11 protein-coding genes are annotated in these 16,292 nt (G+C 39.4%); all 11 read right to left on the bottom strand.

Features of this window, described 5'->3' with window-relative positions:
* Positions 1–16 precede the first annotated feature (16 nt).
* Positions 17–904, bottom strand: coding sequence for a carbohydrate ABC transporter permease (locus tag BN997_RS12000; RefSeq protein WP_042532559.1), 888 nt, complete (start codon positions 902–904; stop codon positions 17–19).
* Between the two features lie 13 nt (positions 905–917).
* Positions 918–1,865, bottom strand: coding sequence for an ABC transporter permease (locus BN997_RS11995; protein ID WP_042532558.1), 948 nt, complete (start codon positions 1,863–1,865; stop codon positions 918–920).
* An 80-nt stretch (positions 1,866–1,945) separates the two neighbouring features.
* Positions 1,946–3,559 carry an extracellular solute-binding protein gene (locus BN997_RS11990; RefSeq protein ID WP_052485114.1) on the bottom strand — a complete coding sequence of 538 codons (1,614 nt, stop codon included), beginning with the start codon at positions 3,557–3,559 and terminating at the stop codon, positions 1,946–1,948.
* A 196-nt stretch (positions 3,560–3,755) separates the two neighbouring features.
* Positions 3,756–5,369, bottom strand: coding sequence for an extracellular solute-binding protein (locus BN997_RS11985; RefSeq protein WP_042532554.1), 1,614 nt, complete (start codon positions 5,367–5,369; stop codon positions 3,756–3,758).
* Positions 5,370–5,670: 301 nt separating this feature from the next.
* A complete protein-coding gene (gene nagZ, locus BN997_RS11980) occupies positions 5,671–7,260 on the bottom strand; it encodes a beta-N-acetylhexosaminidase (RefSeq protein ID WP_244882373.1) in 1,590 nt (529 codons plus the stop codon).
* Between the two features lie 32 nt (positions 7,261–7,292).
* Complete coding sequence (locus tag BN997_RS11975; protein ID WP_042532550.1) at positions 7,293–9,170, bottom strand: beta-N-acetylhexosaminidase; 1,878 nt, start codon at positions 9,168–9,170, stop codon at positions 7,293–7,295.
* 406 nt (positions 9,171–9,576) lie between these two features.
* The gene (locus BN997_RS11970; protein ID WP_042532548.1) at positions 9,577–10,323 is read right to left on the bottom strand and encodes a hypothetical protein; all 747 of its coding nucleotides are present in this window, start codon (positions 10,321–10,323) and stop codon (positions 9,577–9,579) included.
* Between the two features lie 97 nt (positions 10,324–10,420).
* Positions 10,421–11,149: a YqjF family protein gene (locus BN997_RS11965; RefSeq protein ID WP_052484990.1), complete on the bottom strand. Its 729-nt coding sequence runs from the start codon at positions 11,147–11,149 to the stop codon at positions 10,421–10,423.
* Positions 11,150–11,273: 124 nt separating this feature from the next.
* On the bottom strand, positions 11,274–12,182 hold the full coding sequence (locus BN997_RS11960) for a DMT family transporter (RefSeq protein WP_042532546.1): 909 nt from the start codon (positions 12,180–12,182) through the stop codon (positions 11,274–11,276).
* Positions 12,183–12,826: 644 nt separating this feature from the next.
* The gene (gene tkt / locus BN997_RS11955) at positions 12,827–14,821 is read right to left on the bottom strand and encodes a transketolase (RefSeq protein WP_042532544.1); all 1,995 of its coding nucleotides are present in this window, start codon (positions 14,819–14,821) and stop codon (positions 12,827–12,829) included.
* A gap of 104 nt (positions 14,822–14,925) precedes the next feature.
* On the bottom strand, positions 14,926–16,284 hold the full coding sequence (locus tag BN997_RS11950) for a PTS ascorbate transporter subunit IIC (protein WP_042532542.1): 1,359 nt from the start codon (positions 16,282–16,284) through the stop codon (positions 14,926–14,928).
* Positions 16,285–16,292 lie beyond the last annotated feature (8 nt).

Here is a 16,292-nt window from a genome sequence, read left to right as displayed (position 1 = left end):
ATCCCTCCCGTCTATTTCATTCTTTAATCGATCCGATTAATACACCCTGGACAAAAAATCGCTGGACAAATGGATAAACTAATAATAATGGTAGTGACGATACAATAATCACTGCATATTTGATCAGACCGGCTGTTTTTACCTGATCCACCAGCGATTCGGCTGACCCGCCTGGATCATTCAATTGCATCTGGTTCACCACGAGAATCTCTCTTAAAATCAATTGCAATGGGTACTTATCACGATCGGATAAATAAATCAAAGCGTTAAAATACTGGTTCCATAAATTCACTGCATGAAACAGTGCCATCACCGCAATAATCGGCAAAGACAACGGCAATACAACCCGTATAAATATATAGAAATCAGAAGCTCCGTCAATTTTAGATGCTTCTACTAATTGATCCGGAATACTTTGCTGGAAAAAGGCTCTTGCAACCAGAATGGACCAGGCTCCTACCACGTTCGGAATAATAATTGCCCACATTGTATCGAGCATTCCCAGGGATTGGACAACAAGGTACGTAGGTATTAAACCTCCGTTAAACAGCATGGTAAATAAAATAAACCAGAGGATAAATTTTTTAGCCATTAATTCTTTACGTGACAAGGCGTATGCACAAGGCAATAAAACAAATAAGTGAATGGCCGTTCCTACAAATGTGTAAATAATGGTGTTTTTATAGCCGAGCCAAATAGCATCATTGGCAAATACACGCTCATATCCTTTAAACGTAATATCGACCGGCCAGAGCCACATCCTGCCTGAGCTGACTGCTTGCGGATCACTGATAGAGGCACTTAGAACAAAGATCAATGGATAGACAATCAATACTAAAATAATGAGAAGAAATATGGTATTGATCCAGTCAAATCCTCTATCTGAGAGCGTAAACCTCTTCATCTTCTAAACCTCCTTACCATAGACTGTTGCCGCTTACCTTTCTGGCTGTATAATTAAACACGACCAACAATGCAATATTGATTGCTGAATCGAACAGCCCGATTGCCGCCGCAAAGCTGTATTGCCCTTCCAGCAGACCTGTTTGATACACAAATGTCTGGATTACATCCGATGTTTTGGCATTTAAATTATTTTGCATCAGCAGCACTTTTTCAAAGCCGACGGTCATAAAGCTGCCGATATTTAAAATAAATAACACAACGATTGTCGGCAAAATACTTGGGATATTAATATGGAAAATACGCTGCAGCCGGGATGCACCATCCACCTTTGCCGCTTCATGTAATTCCGGATTAACACCGGATAATGCCGCCAGATAAATAATCGATCCCCATCCGAGCGTTTGCCAGACACCAGACCATGTAAAAATGTGCCGGAACCAGCCTGGGCTTGTCAGAAAATCAATCGGACTTCCGCCAAAAACAACAATCAGACGATTGACTAAGCCTGTTGTCGGGTCTAAGAAGATAACAATCATCCCTACCACAACAACGACAGAAATAAAATGCGGCGCATAGGTTAATGTCTGAGCCCACTTTTTAAACATTCTATTTCTCACTTCATGCAGAGAGAGTGCGAGAATAATAGGCAATGGAAATAAGATTAATTGATACGCACTTAAAACCAGTGTATTTTTAAGCAGCCTCCAAAAATAATACGAATTAAAAAAACGCTCAAAGTGATCAAATCCTATCCAAGGGCTCCCCCAGATTCCAAGGTTGGCAAAAAAGTTCTTGAAGGCAATCTGGACACCGTACATCGGGATATAATGCAATATGATAAAATACGCAACCGCCGGAAGCAAAAAGACATATATTTGCCAATTACGGGCAAAATTCTTTTTCACTTGATAAAATTTACTTTGGGCTGGGACAGAAACGTCATTTTTAACTCCCTTCATTCTTTAACCCCCTATTTATCGGTGTCTGGATTCCCCTCCAGACACCGATAAATTCAACTTCTGTTCAGGATGACAAGCCGTTAATTTTCTTGATAGCGTTCATAGGCTGCCTGCTGGATTTCCATATATTCGTCATAGCCCATCTCTTGAATCGTTTCCACATAGGCATCCCATTCAGAGAAATCATTTTCTCCCGTAATAAAACCAGCCTGCATTTCTTCTACATATTTTTGTAAATCTGTTTCCAATACAGCGATACGGTCATTTTCTTCAGCTGTATACGTAAATGCCGGCCAAATTTCATCAATCAAATACGGCTCCAGCTGTTCCGCAGCTTCTACATCTGCCGGCGCATTCTCTGAACCGGTAAAGTATTCATCTGTAACGATAACCGGGTGATTGCCGCCGGGATTGATAATATACTTGGCAAGTGCCTGTGTCAGCGTTAAGCCGTCTGGATTATCCGTGATTTCTTCTGTCAGCTTCGGACCTTCCTCTGTTTCTTCATAGGTTTCTCCTTCGATGCCCATAAAGAACATTTTCTGTCCTTCTTCACTCCAGAAATAATCAATCCATCTTAATGCCGCTTCAGGGTTTTCATTTTCACTGGTAATCAGAAAGTTCCCTAACGAAAGAACCGGTGAAGTGATCCCCGTATACATTTTTGTTCCATCCGGACCTTCTAAAGCATTGCCCGGGATATACTGCTCGCCTACTTCTTTTCCGTATAATTCCATTGGGTTATAGAATTGCACAGCGCCATAAAGATCATCTGCCGCACTTGCTAAATGCTGATCGACTTCCAAGGAATAAATATTTTGCTCAATCAGCCCTTCCTCGTAAAGCTTATTTAAATATTCCAACATTTCCTTGTATTGATCCGCAATCGGATAAAAACGGATATCCTCTGAATCTGGGTCACTGTCGATCAAGGTATGAAGCTGCCCGCGGTTTTGAACCCCAAATGCTCCTGAAATCCAATGAATGATACGGGACATTTCCGCTACACTGCTTAATGGAATTTCATCATTTTTTCCGTTCCCATTTAAATCTGTTTCTTTCACCGCTTTCAAATATTCATAGAATTCTTCGGTTGTTTCTGGATTATCCATCTCTAATTGCTCCAGCCAATCTCCATTTATCCACCCTTTTGCTCCAATCAATAAGGACGAAAAATCAGGGGAATAGACGGTCGGGATGGAATAGATATTTCCGTCCGGGAACGTAATCCCTTTCCGAATATCCGGGTTTTCATCAAGGACCTTTTTGATATTTGGCGCATATTCCTCAATCAAATCATTTAAAGGGATAAATGTGCCCTGACTTCCATATTTTTGAACATCGGAAACAGGCAGGTTAGCAGAGTAAAATACATCCGGCAAATCGCCGCTGGCCAGAGCCAGATTTCTTCTTTCCTCCAATCCATCTGCCGGCACCATATTCCATGTGATATCCATATTTGTCATTTCTTCATATTCATTCAAAAGCAGCACATCATTCCAATCATCCGCCGTCGTTGCTGCTTTCCCGGCAAAAACCTCTAATTCAATCGTATCCTCTACAATTGGCATGCCTTCTGTATTTAAGTTATTTAACGCCTCTTCACTGCCGCCGACATCAGCCTTATCGTCGTTATTACACGCCGATAAAGCAATCAGCAGCACAGCTGCCAGCATCATGAATTTCTTTTTCATTTTCACAGGAAGTACCTCCAAGCTTTTTTTATTTTAATATAAGGCGGAAAAAAGGAAGGGGCTTCTCCCTTTTTTCCACTTGGCAAATATAAACTTCCCTATTTGCATAAGTGCAAAAGCTCTTCGATGGGACGAGTAATCGCAGTCCCAACTAAGGCATTCATCCGAATGCCAAGTTTTCTAATGAGGCTATTACTTACTGTCCTTCTTCATAGCGTTTCAGTGCTTCGTTTTGAATTTCCATATACTCATCCAGACCCATTTCTTCCAATGTCTTCACATAATTATCCCACTCATCAAAGGACGTTTCTCCCGTAACAAATTGTGCTTCCATCTCTCCAACATACTTCTGAATATCCGCCCCTAAAGAATCCAGCGCCGCCTGTTCCTCTTCTTCATAGAAGAAAAACGGCCAAGGCTCTTCAATCAGATAGGGGGCCATGTTTTCTGCGTTTTCGAGATCTTCCGGCTGAAATTCAGGTGCTGTCGAATATTCCGGATTTTCAATTACTGGATGTCCTCCGCCCGGGTTAATGATATACTGCGCCAATGCTTCTTGAACCGTTAACCCATTTGGGTTATTTGTAATTTCTTCCGTTAATTCCGGCCCATCCGACGTTTCTTCATAAGTTTCTCCCTCTAATCCCATAAAGAACATCTTCGCCCCTTCGTCACTCCAGAAATAGTCAATCCAGCGAATCGTTGCTTCCGGGTTTTCATTGACATTGGTAATGGAAAAATGCCCCAGACTATTTACTGGTGAAATGACAGAGGTAAACAGCTTATCTCCATTCGGACCTTCCAGTGCATTACCTGGAATATAACGTCCCCCGACTTCTTCTCCAAAATAATCCTTAGGATTAAAGAAGTTCATGGCTGCATATTTTCCTTCTGCTCCATTCGCCAGAAAATGATCGACTTCAATCGAGTAGATATTTTGTTCAATCAAGCCTTCTGTATATAGTTTGTTCATATATTCAAGCAATTGTTTATACTCATCCGCTGTACGGTAAAAACGCAGTTCTCCCGTTTCCGGATCTTCATCAATGGAAGGATGCAAAATTCCTTTATTCGATACTCCGAATGCACCGGTCAACCAATGGAATAAACGATCCATCGACACACTGCTAAATGGAATCACTTCATTTCCATCAACGGATAATTCTTTGGCTGCTTTTAAATATTCATAAAATTCGTCCGTCGTTTCCGGATTATCCATTCCGGTCTCATCCAGGATTTCTTGGTTTATCCATGGCTTATCATCCATCAAGGATGTCGGCGATTCTGGATCTCTTAACCGGGGAATGGCGTAGATATTTCCATCTGGAAATGTGATTCCTTGTTTGATTTCAGGATATTTCTCCAGGTATGCCTTGATATTGGGAGCATATTCATCAATCAAATCATTAAGCGGAATGAAAATGCCCTGCTCGCCGTATTTATATAAATCAGAATTAGGCATATAAGAACCATAGAAAAGATCCGGCAAATCGCCGCTTGCTAACGCTAAATTTCTTTTTTCTTCTAACCCGTCAACCGGAACCTGATTCCAGTTCATATCGATATTCGTCATTTTTTCATATTCGTTTAAAACAGGAACATCATTCCAATCATCTGCCGCTGAAGCAGCTTTACCTGCAAATACATCAATCGTGATTTCCTCCTCCACGATTGGCATCCCTTCTTGATTCAGATTTTCGAGTGCATCCTCACTTCCCCCGACAGCTTCTTTTTCATCCTTACTGCACGCAACCAGCACGGAAAAAAAGGAGATGCATAATAGAAATAAGATTTTCTTATTCTTTTTCACTCAAAAACCTCCCCCTATTTTATTTTTCTATATAAGTTGAAATAAAAATTTTACCTTCTAGCAACCGCTCCGGAAATACACTACGCTAGTTATAGTGCTTAATTTTATTAGGTGGAAAGATTAGTTTAAATATTTCAACTTATATAGATTTTAATTAAATAAAATGCAAGATATTGCATTTCTTCTATTCAGATACTGTGAGCAGCAGCTTTTGTCCCCCCTATTATTTAGCTCACCTTCCCCTCCCCCTTTCGTATTTTTCTCTCTCAGCTAATTAACAGCTTTAATGATCATGCTGCTATCAAATATTGACCGGGAGTATGCCTCTCGCTTTTTCCCTGCCAAAAATTACTCCAGCGGCTGCCTGTAATGCAGGATAACCAGGTTCATAGGTATTGATAAAGGCTCGCAGTTTGTTTAGATAATGAAAATCATATGGATTCCGCATGCCAACGCCAATAATATTGCTATTATCTTTTACTAATTGATTAACAAACGCAATAACAGGACTCTTTTCCGTCACAGTCATTGTTCCTAAAATGAGATAATCAACTTTTTTAGCAGCGTGAACAAGCTTTTCCAGCTCATGCTCCAGTTTATTTTCGTCATACACCTCCACAGCTGCGTGCGGAATATACTCCTTTACTGCTGAGCCAAGTGACTTCTGCTGCGATGTTTTATCTTCCACCTGCGTCATGAAGCTGTGGGATGGTTCTAATACAAGGATTTGCAGCTGTTTATCTACTTTTAACGGCAGCAGCTGATGATTATGCACCATTGTGACGCTTTCTCTATACACTTTCCGGGCGAGCTGATGATGCTCCTTTGAACCGACGATTTGTAAAGCTTTTTCTTTATCCGGTACTAAGGTATCCTTCCAGGAGGTATACTTTTCTTTTAACAGCTGGATGCGCTGAAATGATGCTTCGATACGGGATGCATGTAATTCCCCGTTTTCTACAGCATCGGTAATTGCCTGTATCGTTCCTTTTTGAACAGGATGCGTATGGGAAACCATGACAAAATCCGTACCCGCCTGCAGTGCTTTTACTGCACCTTTCTCTGTTCCAACGGAGTTTGATATCGCTTTCATCTCCATGCAATCCGTTGTAATCGCTCCTTGAAATCCAAGCTTCTTTCGTAACAGTTTCACATACACCTGCTTCGATAAGGTTGCAGGCGTATTTGCTTTCGGCTCAATTGCCGGAAAATACACATGAGCAGCCATGACAGTGTCTGCTCCAGCTTGAATACATGCTTGAAATGGAACTAATTCCACGTTTTCCAGCCGTTCCATCTCATGCGATATCACCGGTAAGTCTAAATGAGAATCTACACTGGTGTCCCCATGACCGGGAAAATGCTTTAACGATGTCATCACACCTGCAGCCTGCAGTCCTTTCATCATTGCTTTTCCAAATGCTGCAACCTTTTGGGGGTTTTCACTAAAAGAGCGCACACCGATAACTGGATTCTCAGGATTATTATTCACGTCTAAGACCGGCGCCAGATTCCAATTGATTCCCAGTGCTTTTAATTCTCTTCCCGTTGCTAAACCGATCTTATATGCATGCTGCGGTTCATCTGTTGCACCAAGCGCCATCGCTCCTGGAAAGGTTGTCATCCCTTGATGCATTCTGCTGACGACCCCGTTTTCCTGATCCAGACAAATAAATAGGGGCTTTTCATATCCGGCGGCTTTTGCTTCCTTTTGTAAACTGGAAGTCAATTGAAGAACCTCTTCCGGCTCACCGATATTCCGGCTAAACAAAATGATGGAGCCAACATGATAATCATGAATCAATTCTTTTATTTCGGGCGTGATTGCTTTTCCGTTAAACCCGACAACGAGCAGCTGCCCAATTTTTCTTGCTAACTTCTTATTACTCACAAAATATCCTCCTTTATTTAATCGCATAGAAATCAGGATAGATTTCCTGCTGTGACAATACGATGGTATAAATTTCTGCCTAATGAACCTTCCTGCATCGGATACGGACCTTCAAAATAAAGCCGATCTTCCTCCAGCTCCTCTATTTTATTGATTTCTCCTCCAATGTATTGATTGAGGCGGTACATTACCGTATCGGTTCGTGTAAGCACGCCGCCATACCGAATCTCAATAATTTCCCAGCCAAAGGGCTTATGGAGAGAAAACCATAGGGCGCGATGTGTTTTTCGCAATGTATCTACACGCTCTTTGATCTCTTCTAAGATAGGGAGCATATCTTGAAGCATTCCCCGATTTTGGTTATCATATATTACTTTTAAGTTTCTGCCTATTTCCGCTTTGATACTGAGCACATGGGATAATTGCCGGTAAAAATGGAACAACAGGCTCCAATCCTTATTTCTTTTTGCTGCACACTCTAATTTAACCGTTAAAAGCTTATAGTGTTTGTTTAAAGGCAGATTTTTGATATTCTCATCATACAAACCAATTAAAATATCCTGCCATAATAACAGCTTGGAGGGATTGGAGGTTTGTAAATTATGCTTACTGACCCCAGGCGTTTCATCCAATTGATTGAACAGCATAAAATCATCAAAATAAGCACCCGTACAAAAACGAAACCGTTTCTGCAAATGGACATCGGAAAAGGATTCCTGATAAGCATGTTCGGCAAATAACTGCAGGACCGGCAAAGCCGTCATCATTGGTGTCTCCGCTCCATTGTCCCCCCACATCGTGACGAATACTTCCTTGATATTCTCTTTTTTACAAGCACGTAAAGCCGCTTCCGTGGTGGCAAAAGCTTTTCCATAATTCGGGGAGATTCCATTCCACGTCCACACTCCGCCCGCGAATACGGGATTATACTTTAATGCTTTGTGCTTCTGAATAAATGTACGATAAAATGCTTCATCATCATGGTAATAATCCCAGTAAACAAGCTGCGTATCTGGAATCGATGCAATGACCGATTCAGGAATATCCGCTTCCAGATCATAATATCCTCCATGCTTGGACCCAAGGCGGAAATACATATCACTCCAAATCATCGGCTTCAGCTTTTTTCTCTCTGTAATAGCTGTTACCTCTTGCAAATGTTTATTCATAATATCGAATCTTTTTTCATAGCCATGTTTATCCAAATATTTCCCTAATCCCAGCTGATGTGCTTCATCCATTCCAATGTGAATCCGTTTGGATTGGAAGGGACGGCTTGCAGCTTCAATAAGATGTTCTAAAAATGTATACGTCTCCTTTGAACCGGCCAATAAAATGTCAGCTGTATCGCGGAGAGGGATGGCATAGTTCCATTTTAAAGCCTCGGTTAAATGAGCTAATGTTTGAATACAAGGAATCATTTCAATCCCTAAATCCGCTGCATACTGATCACATTCCCTGAGTTCCCCTTCTGTATATCTTCCACGCATATAGCCAAAATAGGGATATTCCTTCACTTCATATGTATCTTCTGTATAAATCATCAGCGTATTTAACCCCATCATGGCCATTTTTCGCAATAAATCCTTTATTCCGTCTACTGTCATAACTGCATTTCGTGAGGAATCCAGCATCGCACCCTTCATCGTAAATTGAGGGTACTCCACAAGGGTAAAATCTTTTTCCGTATAAAAATGCTCCAGCCATAATCCAATTCCTCTAAAAAAATGAATCTTTTCCTGAAATAAGATTTCACCTTCCTTATTTTCATTTTTTATAGAAAGGGGCCCTTCTCTTTGACTCACATGAATGGGATGCCCATCCTTGGATAATTCAATACCCAAATCCTTTAAAAGCTGCTTCAGTCCTTTTTTCACCTGTGATACATCACCTGTTAAATGAAGTTTCATATCCGCTCCGACCTCGCTTTTCTTTCATATAGTATTTATCCGTTTTGAACGTTATCGTACGTATCTGAATATTCCAAGCTGTACTTTTGGTTTGTATTAGAATATGCTTCTAAAAATTGAAATAGAATATCAGATTTTCATTCGAAATATTGTTATTCTGTTTTATCTGGGCCAAAATTCTAGAAAACGCTCCTTGTCATTTTTCCTCGTCTTTTAGATTTAGCTTGGGTTTCAACACTTTTTCGCAGTTTGATGATAGGAATCATTAGCAAGTGCTTATTGTACAATCTTTCCGGTATTTAGAAGACATACGAATAACTCCCTTCATAGCAGGAGAGAAATCTCCAGCTGCTATAAAGGGAGCGTATCAAATGATTTTTTTATATCAAAGAGAATATTGGCCTTGTTACCAGTCAAAGAAAAATTTTAACATTAAAACAATAACTGCATATCCTACAGCCCCTGTTAAAAACCATTTAAAGTGGGCCTCTCTTTCTTCCGGCATCTCATATTTGATAACGTTGAGAATCATCGCACCGGAAATAAAAGAGAAAATAACAGCGAGGACAAGCGTATTAAAGGTTATAAAAGAACCAACCAGCCAGCCGATAACGATTCCTGCTGCCAGCACGTACCTGCCATATTTATTATACATTTCTGAATTTTCTCTCCACATATCATGAGCTACTGCAAAAAAGTGCAGGCCGATAGCTGAAGAATAAAAAGCGACTTGTATCCCTTGTACCTGTGATTGAATAACAACAAATGAAATTAACATATTATAAATGCTAAAAAAGATAATTTGCACCCAAAAAACGCGGTTTTCAATGGCCTTTGCCTGAGCAGTGTCTGACTCCTTCTCTGATCTGTTCAAAGACCGATTTACTATATTTTGAATACCGAAAAAAAGCAGCATACCAATTAATCCAACAAAATATAATTCCGATTCCATTGCCAAATCATCTGTATCCTGCAAGCTTGCCTGTTCTTCATGAAAAGCAGGTAATACATAGACAAAGATATACGCAGCTGCAATCCCTCCGGAAAAAGACAGCCAACGATCTCTTTTAATACGATCAGAGGGCAGTATCTGATTAGTTAATAAATGAATGGTTATCAATATAACCCCAACCACGAACGCTCCAATTGTCAATATTTACACTCCTACGTTCAAAAAATCTTTCCTTCATTCAATAACCTATACCCCTAATCATCTCGTTAAAAACCAACTTTATCACTCAACCAACACCTTATTCTACTCTTTTTATCATCCCATTGAACGCAACCTTAGAACGGGAATAATGGATAACTGGATTTCCACCTAAAAGTTCTTTCGATAAAAAGGAAACCATCGTCTGCTTTTCTATAGTGACTTCTGCATTTTGGACTTGCCACTGCTTATGCTGAATATCCCCGCGATATAAAGAATCCTTTTTATATGACCAGAAGATGTACCGCTCCAACAGCCAATAATCAAGGCTTTCTTTTTCCGGATAAAAAGCTGCTTCCACCGGCGTATAGCTTGCTTGAAATTTAGCCGCCACCTCTCCTCTACGTGAGCTCTCCAGATAATAGGCATCAGCTGATGTCTCCATTTTCATATCTGCATGAAGAAAAGGAGCATGTACTATTTTTGCTCCTAAAACGACAACGAATTTATTCGTATCCATCGTAAAGAAATAAACGCCTCTTTCTCCATTTCTTTTTACATACGTTCTTACATTCAGCTGCAGCATTGGGCGCAGAAAAGGGGTTCCAGGCAGATAGCGAAAACGGTTCTTGCTTACTTTGAAAGCAACAATACTAATCCACGCCTGTCCATCATAAGTATCCAGTTCTACTCCTTTGGGTAACTGGGCTGCTAAAGCATCCCGTGATACTGGCAGATGGATAAATAACAGATGCTCCCATTTTTGGAGAAGAACCCATGAAGAAGGATGATGCATGCCTGCTTTTTGGATTGTTTTTTTAATAATCATATGGATTTTTTCCTGTTCATGTTTTTTGAGTATGTTTATACATCCATTAGTCTAAACAGCTTTATACTCCGTTATTCGCTCTGCTTCAAAAAAAGCACATCAATCAGGAAGCACATCTATCCACTTACTTAGCAACAAACTTTCCTCTTCGTTTTAATAATATATACTCCAATGTTCCTGTCCCGACAAATATCCCGCACAGGATGAAAACAAATCCAATGATATGAAATAATGTCAGGCTTTCATTTAAGAACAGTACAGAACCAACTATTGCAAAAAGAGTATTCAGATTCATAAACAGCGTTGTTTCCGCAGGACCTACCTGCTTAATCGCCAAATTATAAATAATATGACCAAAGGCCGTACACAACAGGGAACTAAAGAGAAAAACCAGCCCCAGCTTCCATGAGAACAGCTGGGTTAAATCGGAAACTTGATTATCAAAAAGCTGACTCGTCAGAAAGATAAAACCCGATCCGATGAAAAGCATAAAACCTGTACTCAATATCGAATCGAAATCATCATGGTATTTTCCTATTAAAATAAAGCTGAAGGCCTGCACTAAAACAGCAAAAAAGACAATCACATCACCTATTGCTATACTGTGAAAACCTCCACCTGAACTCGTCGTCAGAAAAATACCAGCAAACCCTAAAACAAATCCAAATAAACGCAATTTCGGAACACGCTGTTTTAATAATAAAATCGCTAATAAAACAGTCAATAATGGTCCCGTCCCTAAAATCAAGCTGCTGTTTACACCAGAGGTATATTTTAACCCGACACTCAGCAGCGTATGATGGAGGACAACATTAAATATCCCGACATAAAGGATAACCTTCCATTCTTTTTTATTCGGCCATCGAAAATGACCCATAAATAAACAAATTAAAAGCACCGCAGCCCCCGCAACAAAAATACGGAGCGCTGTTACTAAAATCGGATCAATATCAGTAACCAAAACCTTAATAGCGGAAAGGTTGAATCCCCAAAACAGCATTACAATAAATAAGAGGATATGTATTTTTTTCAATTCAACACCTGATTTCTATTTAATATACAGAAAATTTTAAAATAAATATGTCTTCTATTAAACTATCATATTGGGTGGGGAATTTCAAAAGGGGGTTTTTTTGGTTTTTCTGCTTTCAGTATAATTTTCCCTTTAACAGACTAATTTATAGTTTATTAACATCCAATCAAATTTCATCCTGACTGTTTTAATAAATTTACGTTTTTGATAGTTTAAAGGAGAAACATACAACGAAAAGACTGATATAATTCATAATACACTTTGACAACCATTTATAAATCCATACTTAAATTATATGATAAAATCAGATTGCAATCTATTTCTGAAAGTCATTATCGTATATAGCAAGGTGCTTGAGAAAATATGCCATTATTTAGATATAAAATTTCAATTTAAATAAAGGAACAATACTTGAACACAGGGCAAGAATTATTTAAGAAACAACAAAATGTAGAAACCACACCGTACAATATATCAGCATAAAAAACTAAGGCATTCCCAAAGTTTTTGGTGAACCCCTTAGTTTTGCTTTTATAAATTGGTTTACTTATTCGTCAATGGAAATAACTTCTGAAACCATTACCTGCAAATCATAAGTTCAAAATTTGCCAGTTCAAAATACTTTTGATCCAGACTTATTTCCTTCAAAGACACTTATACGTATTAACTACATTTTCTATAGTGTATCCATACCTTTCAATAACCTCGTTACCAGGAGCTGAGGCCCCAAATGAATCAATACTCATTACAATCCCGCTATCTCCAACATATTCTCTCCATCCAAGTTTAGAGCCCATCTCAATAGAAACACGTTTTCTTATACCTCTTGGAAGAACACTCTCTTTATAGGCTTCCGATTGTATTTCAAAGCGATCCCAGCTTGGCATACTTACCACATTAACAAATATATCTTGCTTTTCTAATTCTTTTTGGGCTTCAATAGCTAGGTTGACTTCTGAACCGGCAGCAATTAAAATTCCTTCTGGTTCTTGTACCGATTTAGAAACCACATAAGCACCTTTTCTCACGCCATCTTTAGCAAGTTCTGCGGAATTCTTCAGTGTAGGTAAACCTTGTCTGCCAAGAACAAGCATCGTTGGTTGAGAAGTATTTTCTACTGCAAGTTTCCAAGCTTCTTTCGTTTCATTTGCATCTGCCGGGCGGATAACGGACAATCCTGGCATTGCGCGGAAAGATGCTAAATGCTCGATTGGTTGATGTGTTGGACCATCCTGTCCTACCGCAACAGAATCATGTGTGAACACATAAGTCACTGGGAGCTCCATTAATGATGCTAAACGGATAGCCGGACGTAAATAATCAGAAAATACAAAGAAAGTACTAATAAATGGGCGCAAGTGATGAAGTGCTAAACCATTAGCAATCGCTCCCATTGCAAACTCACGAACTCCAAAACGCAAGTTCCTTCCTTGATATTGACCTCTTTTAAAATCTCCCTCATTTGTTAAACGTGTTTTCGTAGAGGAGTCTAAGTCTGCAGATCCACCTATTAATTCAGGTAGCTTTTCTGCTAATTTATTCAATGTACTACCTGATGCAACACGTGTTGCAAGTGTATCTTCTGAGGAATACGTAGGAAGATCTATATCCCAATCATCAGCTAACTCTCCTTTTACAATGCGGTTTAACTGTTCTCCAAGTTCAGGATAATCCGTTTTATAGATTTCAAACATTTTATGCCATTTCTCTTCAGCGGTCTTTCCATTTTCTTTAATTGTTGCAAAATCCTCATATACTTCTTTTGGTACATGGAACGGTTCATATTCCCATCCGTATACTTCTTTCGTACGTTCAATTTCCTCTTTACCTAATGGGTCACTATGTGCATGATGTGTTCCTTGTAAGTTCGGAGAGCCATATCCAATTGTCGTTTTTATTTCAATAACAGTTGGACGTTCCTTATCTTGTTTCGCCTCTTCAATTGCTTTTGTAATTGCTTCTACATCATTACCGTCTTCAACATTTAGATACTGCCAACAAGCTGCTTCAAAACGTTTTTGAATATGGTCGCTAAACGAAATATCTAAATCGCCATCTAAACTGATATCATTAGAATCGTAGAGAACAATAAGTTTATCTAATTGAAGGTGTCCTGCAAGGGAAATAGCTTCATAGGAAACACCTTCCATTAAATCGCCATCACCACAAATCGTATACGTATAATGGTCTATCATTTTATAGTCAGGCTTGTTATATATTTCAGCTAAATGCTTTTCTGCAATTGCCATTCCAACACTTACTGGAATACCTTGACCCAGTGGACCTGTGGTTGCCTCTACTCCAGGAGTAATTCCATATTCCGGGTGACCAGGTGTTTTACTTCCCCACTGCCTGGTCTGCTTTAAATCTTCGATAGTAATAGGATACCCAGATAGATGTAATAAATTATAGAGAAGATTAGACCCATGCCCAGCAGAAAGCACAAATCGATCGCGATTAAACCAGCTTGGGCTTTCCGGGTTAATACTTAAATGTTTTTTCCATAATGCATATGCCATTGGTGCCGCTCCCATTGGCATTCCTGCATGCCCATGCTGAGCTTTCTCTACACTGTCAATTGTTAATGTTCGAATGGTATTGATGGATAGTTCAGAAATGGTATAATCTTTCGTTGTCATTAAAAATCTACCTCCAATATAAGATTAACTCTCTTTTATGATGTGATAGAACAAGTGCATATATTTTCCAACTATATGTACTTGTTCTACAACGTACTTTTGGCTTAACCTACTTTCGTTTCTTCTGATCGATTACTATTTTTCTTTTTTCCTGGAATAATCATCAGAAGAATAATTACTGCCAAGCTAACCGTAATTGCAATCGGCCCTGCATAGTTTGCCAGACTTCCAAAGAAGATACCTGATACGCCAAAATCTGCATCAGAGAAAGTTGTATTTGCAAAACCTAAATCTCCAAGTACCGGCATTAAGAATACTGGCAAGAAGGAAATAATAATCCCGTTTACAAATGAACCTGCTACCGATCCTTTAAACCCGCCAGTAGCATTACCAAACACTCCAGCTGCTGCTCCAGTAAAAAAGTGAGGAACTACACCAGGAAGGATAATTACTCCTCCTAAGAAAATCATGATTACCATACTTGCAATACCGCCTATGAAACTTGCAAAAAAACCAATTAACACGGCATTAGGTGCATAAGTGAAAATAATCGGTACATCCAATGCAGGTTTTGCATTTGGAACAAGCTTTGTAGAGATACCTTTAAATGCTGGTACAATTTCTGCTAGAACTAGACGTACTCCTGAAAGAATAACGTAAACCCCTGCAGCAAATGTACCTGCTTGAATTAATGAAAATACAAGAAAGTTTGTGCCCCCGCTTAATTCTGCTTCAATAAATGTTGGTCCAGCAAAAAATGCAACAATCAAGTACATTACTACCATCGTTAAAGCAATACTTACTGTACTATCGCGTAAAAAACCTAAACCTTTCGGAAATTTAATATTTTCTGTAGAATTTTCTTTACTTCCTTTAAATAGTTTTCCAACTAATCCGCTCGCAGCATATCCAACAGCACTGAAATGACCTAACGCAACATTATCGTTTCCCGTTAATTGACGCATGAAAGGCTGTAAAATTGCTGGGGATAATGTCATTACTATCCCTAAAGCTACCGATCCTGCTGCAATTAACCCGAATGTGTCGAAACCGGCAACTGCCATAATAACTGCCAGCATACAAGCTAAATAAAGCGTGTGATGTCCGGTTAAGAAGATATATTTATACCTGGTGAAACGGGCAATTAATATATTAACGATCATCCCAAAAAACATAATCAGGGCTGTTGTTGTTCCATACTCGGTTAACGCCAAAGCTACAACAGCTTCATTATTTGGTACTACTCCAGACACATTAAAAGCTTCTTCAAACATGGCACCAAACGGCGTTAATGACCCGGATAGAATACCAGCACCAGCTGCAATGACGAGGAAACCAACAAAGGTTTTTGTCGTTCCTTTTACAGTATCCGCAAGACCTTTCTTCTGAGCAATTAATCCAATTAAAGCAATTAAAGCTACGAGTATTGCCGGTTCACTTAAAATATCAATCATTGTACTCATATGGAAAA

Source organism: Oceanobacillus oncorhynchi (assembly GCF_000821065.1).
GTDB lineage: Bacteria > Bacillota > Bacilli > Bacillales > Amphibacillaceae > Oceanobacillus > Oceanobacillus oncorhynchi.
This window is presented reverse-complemented; position numbering and strand designations above follow the sequence as displayed.

Coding starts and splice junctions, on each gene's coding strand:
- BN997_RS12000 (WP_042532559.1), bottom strand. CDS start 904: ATGAAGAGGTTTACGCTCTCAGATAGAGGATTTGACTGGATCAATACC.
- BN997_RS11995 (WP_042532558.1), bottom strand. CDS start 1,865: ATGAAGGGAGTTAAAAATGACGTTTCTGTCCCAGCCCAAAGTAAATTT.
- BN997_RS11990 (WP_052485114.1), bottom strand. CDS start 3,559: ATGAAAAAGAAATTCATGATGCTGGCAGCTGTGCTGCTGATTGCTTTA.
- BN997_RS11975 (WP_042532550.1), bottom strand. CDS start 9,170: ATGAAACTTCATTTAACAGGTGATGTATCACAGGTGAAAAAAGGACTG.
- BN997_RS11965 (WP_052484990.1), bottom strand. CDS start 11,149: ATGATTATTAAAAAAACAATCCAAAAAGCAGGCATGCATCATCCTTCT.
- tkt (WP_042532544.1), bottom strand. CDS start 14,821: ATGACAACGAAAGATTATACCATTTCTGAACTATCCATCAATACCATT.
- BN997_RS11950 (WP_042532542.1), bottom strand. CDS start 16,284: ATGAGTACAATGATTGATATTTTAAGTGAACCGGCAATACTCGTAGCT.